The sequence below is a fragment of the Acinetobacter sp. A1 genome, from assembly GCF_012371315.1.
Classification (GTDB): domain Bacteria; phylum Pseudomonadota; class Gammaproteobacteria; order Pseudomonadales; family Moraxellaceae; genus Acinetobacter.
Genome location: NZ_JAAZQY010000001.1, coordinates 41,554 through 48,392, shown reverse-complemented (window position 1 = coordinate 48,392; position 6,839 = coordinate 41,554). Strand labels below are relative to the sequence as shown.

At 43.6% G+C, this 6,839-nt stretch carries 5 protein-coding genes and 2 tRNA genes; 5 read left to right on the top strand and 2 right to left on the bottom strand.

Annotated features, from left to right (window positions below):
- Together HHA41_RS00295 and HHA41_RS00290 are read right to left on the bottom strand one after the other, a co-directional pair.
- Window positions 1-74 (bottom strand) — tRNA-Arg (locus HHA41_RS00295).
- A gap of 15 nt (window positions 75-89) precedes the next feature.
- Window positions 90-179 (bottom strand) — tRNA-Ser (locus tag HHA41_RS00290).
- Window positions 180-443: 264 nt separating this feature from the next.
- Here HHA41_RS00290 and rnr point away from each other — a divergent pair.
- The 5 genes from rnr (at window position 444) to HHA41_RS00265 (ending at window position 6,756) form a co-directional block, all read left to right on the top strand.
- Window positions 444-2,867 carry a ribonuclease R gene (rnr, locus tag HHA41_RS00285; protein ID WP_168459981.1) on the top strand — a complete coding sequence of 808 codons (2,424 nt, stop codon included), beginning with the start codon at window positions 444-446 and terminating at the stop codon, window positions 2,865-2,867.
- Between the two features lie 194 nt (window positions 2,868-3,061).
- A complete protein-coding gene (locus HHA41_RS00280; protein ID WP_168459980.1) occupies window positions 3,062-5,101 on the top strand; it encodes a M3 family metallopeptidase in 2,040 nt (679 codons plus the stop codon).
- 31 nt (window positions 5,102-5,132) lie between these two features.
- On the top strand, window positions 5,133-5,351 hold the full coding sequence (locus tag HHA41_RS00275; RefSeq protein ID WP_168418763.1) for a YheV family putative zinc ribbon protein: 219 nt from the start codon (window positions 5,133-5,135) through the stop codon (window positions 5,349-5,351).
- Window positions 5,352-5,369: 18 nt separating this feature from the next.
- Complete coding sequence (locus HHA41_RS00270; RefSeq protein ID WP_168418764.1) at window positions 5,370-5,783, top strand: hypothetical protein; 414 nt, start codon at window positions 5,370-5,372, stop codon at window positions 5,781-5,783.
- Between the two features lie 79 nt (window positions 5,784-5,862).
- Entirely contained in the window at window positions 5,863-6,756 is an 894-nt protein-coding gene (locus HHA41_RS00265; RefSeq protein WP_168418765.1) for a DMT family transporter, read from the top strand.
- The last annotated feature ends 83 nt before the right edge of the window (window positions 6,757-6,839 follow it).

Sequence of the window (6,839 nt, the reverse complement as noted above, 5' to 3'; positions counted from 1 at the left end):
TGCGCTCAGAGAGATTCGAACTCCCGACCCCTTAGTTCGTAGCCAAGTGCTCTATCCAGCTGAGCTATGAGCGCGACATAAGTAAAGCGTGGCGGTGAGAGAGGGATTCGAACCCTCGATACAGTTGCCCGTATGCGTCCTTAGCAGGGACGTGGTTTCAGCCACTCACCCATCTCACCGTAACGTGCCGCCATAATACAAATTAAGTGCTAGTACTGCAAGCTTAGACACCACAATTTTTGCATATTTTTGCTCAATTAAATATTTTTTAAACAATTTTCATGCTTCAATGCAATAATTCAGCGTGATCTTTTGACATTGCATACATAAAAATCTGAAACATCGTAAAATAACGACAGAAAACACATTATTGCAATCATTTACGTGCAGTCTTCACGTACATGACTTATGCTAAACCTATCTTCTGACATGAAGTTTATTACATGATGAAAAATTGGGTCGATCCTGAAGCGAAAGCTGAAGCCGAACGTTACGAAAATCCTATTCCAAGCCGTACCTTAATCTTAGAAACCATTGAAACACTGCAAGCGGCACAGTCACATGCAGACTTGGTCGAGCATTTTGCCATTGCAGATCAAAAAAGTATTGATGCGTTAAGCCATCGTTTAATTGCCATGGTGCGTGATGGTCAGCTCATGAAAGATGGATTTAAGTTCCAGCTGGCTGCAGAACAACCGACCCATGACGCCACGGTTTACATCAACAGTAAAGGTTTAGGCTCTGCCAATATTTCAGGCCATGATGATATTTTGCTGCCTGAACGTGAACTGCGTTTAGTGTTTAATGGCGATCAGGTTAAAGTCCGCCAGACTTCAGTGGATCGTAAAGGCAAAGCATGGGGCTTTATTACTGAAGTTACCCAGCGTCGCGTCAAACAAATCATTGGTAAATTGTCAGAATACGATGGTGAATATTTTATTCAGCCTGCCCAGCCGAATAGCCATCAACCCATTACCTTAGAAAAAGAACTGATTGAACATGCCCAAGTCAAACTGGGCGACTCTGTACGCATTGCAATTGACGACTATCCAACTCGTGAAGAGTTTACGACTGGTCATATTGTTCAGTCCATGGCAGATAAAGCAGATACCGAAATTATTATTCCACAAACCATTTTGGAATTTGGTCTACCGTATGAATTTCCTGAAGCCGTGATTCAGGAAGCTGAAAGTTTTCAGGAGCCTACGGCGCAAGACCGTGAAGGGCGTATCGACTTACGTGATTTAGCCTTAGTTACCATTGATGGTGAAGATGCGCGTGACTTTGACGATGCTGTCTATGCCGAAAAACGCCCAGGCGGGGGTTACCGTGTCGTGGTTGCCATTGCCGATGTCAGCCATTATGTACGTCCTGGCAAACCGCTAGATGATGAAGCGCAGGAACGTGGTACTTCGGTGTATTTCCCACACTTTGTATTGCCAATGCTGCCTGAAGCACTTTCTAATGGTTTATGCTCTCTGAACCCGCATGTAGACCGTTTATGTATGGTCTGTGACTTAAAACTGTCACGTGCAGGTCGTGTTACAGGGTTTGAGTTTTATCCATCGGTCATGCATTCCAAAGCACGTTTAACCTATACCCAAGTGGCTCAATATTTTGAGGGTGACAGTGCTGCCATTCCAGAAGATCGTGAAGTACGTAAATCACTGAATACCCTGTTCCAGTTGTATCAGGTGCTGAAAGGTTTACGTGCTGAACGTCATGCCATGGAATTTGAAACCGTTGAAACCTACATGACCTTTGATGAGTTGGGTGGAATTAACGAAATTTTGCCACGCACCCGTAACGATGCGCATAAACTGATTGAAGAATGTATGTTGCTGGCCAACGTCGCAGCAGCAGAATACGCACTAAAACACGATGTGCCAATGCTGTACCGTGTGCATGAACCACCAGAGTTTTCACGTATTCAAAAAGTCCGTGATTTTGTCAAACTGCTTGGCTTGCATTTCCCAGAACAGCCAACGCAGGCCGACTATCAAGCTGTGATTGAAGCCACCAAAGACCGTATTGATGCCCCTAGTATTCATGCAGTGTTATTACGCTCCATGATGCAGGCCTATTATGGTGCCAATAATGCAGGACACTATGGCTTGGCTTATGATGCCTACACGCATTTCACCTCGCCAATTCGCCGCTACCCTGACCTGTTATTACACCGTGCCATTAAAGCGCATTTAAAACAAAAGCCATCTCCACTGTCTGGTGCAGCTTTAGATGATGCAGGCGAACACTATTCTGCAACCGAACGTCGTGCCGACGAAGCCTCACGCTCAGTCACCACATGGCTAAAATGTCACTATATGCAGCAGCATTTAGGTGAAGAGTTTGTAGGAGTCATTTCTGCAGTAGCTGAGTTTGGTCTGTTTGTAACGCTTAAAGACCTTTATGTAGATGGCATGATTCACGTTAGCCAATTGGGCGATGACTTCTTTGTCTTTGACCAAGCCAGCCAAAGTCTGATTGGACAAGCACGAGGTCAAAGCTTTAGCTTGGGCGATGAAGTCAAAATTAAAGTCGCAGCAGTCAATTTAGAAGACCGTAAAATTGATTTTGAATTGATGCAGCAGCTTACCCATGCAGGCCGTGCAGTTCGTATGCGTGCACCACGTGTAGCAAAGCCAATCAGCCGTGAAGCCACTGAACAAGTCTTTTCTGAACGTCCAAGCAAAGCGACTTTAAGTGAAAACGGTGAACAACCTGTACCAAAGAAAAAAGCCAAGAGCAAACCTAGCTCATACAGTAAAAAATCTTCGGCCAAGTCTGAAAGCAAGCCTAAAGACAAAGTGAAGAAAAAGACCAAAGTCAAAAAGAAAAAAGCCAATGCCAAGTCTAAATTAGATTAGCGTGTACTGTTTTCTTGAAACTTCAAAAAGAGCTACGGCTCTTTTTGTTTTTTCAGCGGTTCAGAACAGCTTAACTACATTATTGTGCCTGATTCATCAGTCTAAGCGGCTAAATCTGTGTGCACACCTTGATTTCAGCCCTCAAAAGCCCTACATCTATAAATAATGAACGAAATGAATATGGCATTTAAAATATGAAATTACAGCAAGCAACCTTACCTGTTCCACAATTTGATCAAATTACACTGGCAGATTTAAAACAAAAAATTGAACACGCCATTCAGCAAGGGCAGCAGTTTTTAAATACGCTTACGGCTGTACCTGACAATACCACGGCGCAACTGCAGATTTTGGAACAGATTGACCAGCTCGAAAATAATATGAGTGAGGCATGGGGTGTACTGTCACATTTAAATGCCGTCATGAATAACCCTGAAACCCGTGAAGTGTATCAGGCGCTATTACCGAGTTTAAGTGACTACTACACACAGCTTGGTCAACACACGGTGTTGTACCAAACTTATCAACATATCCACGATGCCAACACATTTAAAGATTTACCTGCCGCACAACAAAGTGCAATTCAACTGGCTTTACGTGACTTTAAGCTTTCAGGTGTCGCCTTAGAAGGTGAAGCCAAAAAACGCTATGCCGAAATTTCTGCACGTTTATCGCAACTGTCCTCTGACTTTTCCAATCACGTGCTTGATGCCACACAAGCCTATTACAAAGTTTTATCGGAAGATGAACTCAAAGGTTTGCCACAAAGTAGCATTGAGTTACTGAAACAATATGGTCAGCAACGTGAGTTGGAACAAGCTGTAGCCACACTGGATATTCCTGCATATTTAGCCATTATGACCTATGCAGATGACCGTGCTTTACGTGAAACTCTATATCAAGCTTACACCACACGAGCATCCGATCAATCAGACCAGTCTGAATTTGACAATACACCAATCATGCAAGAAATCCTGAGTTTGCGCCAAGAAATGGCTCAGCTGCTCGGTTTTAACAATTACGCAGAATTATCCCTTGCCAGCAAAATGGCACCAAGTGTCGAAGCAGTCGATCAGTTCTTGCGTGAACTAGCAGAACATGCACGAGCACCTGCAGAAAAGGAAATTGCAGAACTTAAAGCCATTGCTGCCAAAGACGGCATTGATACCCTGCAACCATGGGATACAGGCTACTATTCAGAAAAATTAAAACTGCAACAATTTAACCTTTCGCAGGAGATGCTAAAACCGTATTTCCCTGCCCCTAGAGTGGTAGATGGCTTGTTTAACATCGTAAAGCGTTTATACGATGTTGATATTATTGAGCGTGCTGCCCCTGTTTGGCACCCGGATGCACGCTATTTTGAGCTTGAAGATCAAGGGCAAGTGATTGGTGGTTTTTACTTTGACCTGTATGCGCGTACAGGCAAACGTGGCGGCGCATGGATGAGTGGTTTCCGCTCACGCATGCAACTCTCTCAAAATTTACAAAAACCGATTTGCTATATGGTGTGTAACTTTACCCCACCTGTGGCAGACCAACCTGCCCTACTCACCCATGATGAAGTAATTACTCTGTTCCATGAGTTTGGTCATGGTTTACACCACATGCTGACTGAAGTGGATAATATTTCTGTAGCAGGCACACATGGCGTGGCATGGGATGCAGTGGAATTACCAAGTCAGTTCATGGAATTCTGGACTTGGGATCAGGACAGTTTAGATATGCTGAGTGCGCACATTGATACGCAAGCGACACTACCTGAACACTTGCTCAAAGCGCTGTTAGATGCACGTTTCTTCCAATCAGGTATGCAAAGCCTACGTCAAATTGAATTTGCCCTATTTGACTTAAGTATTCACCGCAGCAACCCTGCATTAACCGCTGAACAGATTCAAGCCACCCTAAATGACATTCGCCAGAATTATGCCGTTGTGCCGACCACAAGCTATAACCGTTTCCAGCACAGCTTTAGCCATATTTTCGCAGGCGGCTATGCAGCAGGTTATTATTCGTACAAATGGGCAGAGGTTTTGGCCAGTGATGCCTTTGATCGTTTTGAAAATGAAGGACTGTTTAATACCGAAACGGGTAAGCAGTTTAGACAGTTTATTCTAGCAGTTGGCGGAAAAGATTCAGCACTTGATGCATTTATCAATTTCCGCGGACGCGAGCCAAAAATAGACGCACTATTACGTCATCAAGGTTGGACGAACACGGTGAAAAACGCTTAAACTAAGAACTTTAGATGAAGTTAGGGGAGTCATGATGACCATTAAACGTCGTTTCATTGCAGGCGCAAAATGTCCAAAATGTCAGGCGATGGATCGGGTTGTCATGCTCACCGCTGGCGAAGCTGAATGGATCGAATGCATCGAATGTGATTATACGGAAAACCGTCCAACACATATTGATGAACCTGAAATCCCTGAGATTTCAGATGAAGTTGGGGTGATCCAGTTTAAGCCTCGTCAGTCAAAATAAAACAATAAGGTTCAACGCATGACTGAAGATCAACGACATAACCCTAAATTCCTGTGGGCGATTACGGGGAGCTTAATTGTTGTCATTATTGCCGTGTTTATCTTTCAATGGATGGGCAGCGCAGACAATGACACAGACATGCAAGCCACACCACCAGTAACGGCTCCTGCGGCTAAATCTGCACCACCCGAAGCAACTTCGTTGCAAGATGCAGAAGCAGCACCAAAACAGTTGGTCACTGAAGATTTACTTAAAGCGCCTGTTCCTGAAAATGCTGCTCTTGCAAAAGAAGAAGTGGCTAAATTGGATGACATTCGAAACCAATTGAATGATCAGAGCAGCTTGTTAAAACAGCAGCATGCCGATGCCGATGAGTTGATTAAACTCAAAGAAGAACAAATTAAAATTTTGGAGGCACAGCTAGCGCAATAACAGTCTTGCTGTGCAATATCTCGTCTGTACGTCGTCAATTTAAGCTAGAATAGCCCTAGGTTATTCTGGCTTTATTTGTATGACATCTCCCAGTTCTGCCCAACAGAATTTGCTCAAAGCAATCATGCTGTTGACCTGCTCGGCTTTTCTTTTTTCATTGATGGGTGTCTGCGTGCGTTATGCCTCAGAAACGGTAGATAACGCCACTGTGGTCTTTTTCCGCAATTTTATCGGCATCTTTATTTTTATCCCGCTTCTTTTTAACAAAGGCTTGAGCTTTTTTAAAACACAAAAATTGTGGATGCATACTTGGCGTTCTGTGGTCGGTCTTACCGCCATGTATGGCTTTTTCTATGCCATTGCCAATTTAAAACTGTCCAATGCAATGGTTTTTACTTACTCCTCACCAATCTTTATTCCGCTGATTGCATGGCTGTTCCTTAAAGAAAAAATCACCAAGTCGATGCTTTTGGCTGCATGTATCGGTCTATTTGGCGTGTTGTTTGTGGCCAAACCCGATGCAGGTATGTTTAACAGTATGTCTGCCATTGGTCTCAGTGCCAGTTTTTTAGCAGCAATGGCATTTGTCACAGTACGTGCTCTGACACAAACCGAACCACCTGAACGGATTGTGTTTTACTTTTGCCTGATTGGTACGCTCATTTCGGTCATTCCTATGTTTTGGTCATGGCGTCCCTATACTTGGACTGAACTGAGTTTTTTAATTGGTGCAGGACTCTTGGCCAATATCAGTCAGATTTTTATGTCAAATGCCTATCGTCTTGCCCCTGCTGGCCAAATTGGCCCCGTAAATTATATTGCGATTATTTTTGCAGGAATTTGGGGCTTCAGTTTTTGGCAAGAAACGCCTGATGTGTTTAGCTTAATTGGTTTTGCTCTAATTCTGACTGCCATCGTGTTATGCAGTCCATTGCTACAAAAACGCTGGCATCACCACCCTTCAGACCATTAAGTTTTTCAATCAGATCATTCGGATACAAAATACCCTGTCACAAGGACAGGGTATTTAAGATTTTATTAATTATATAAGGCTTA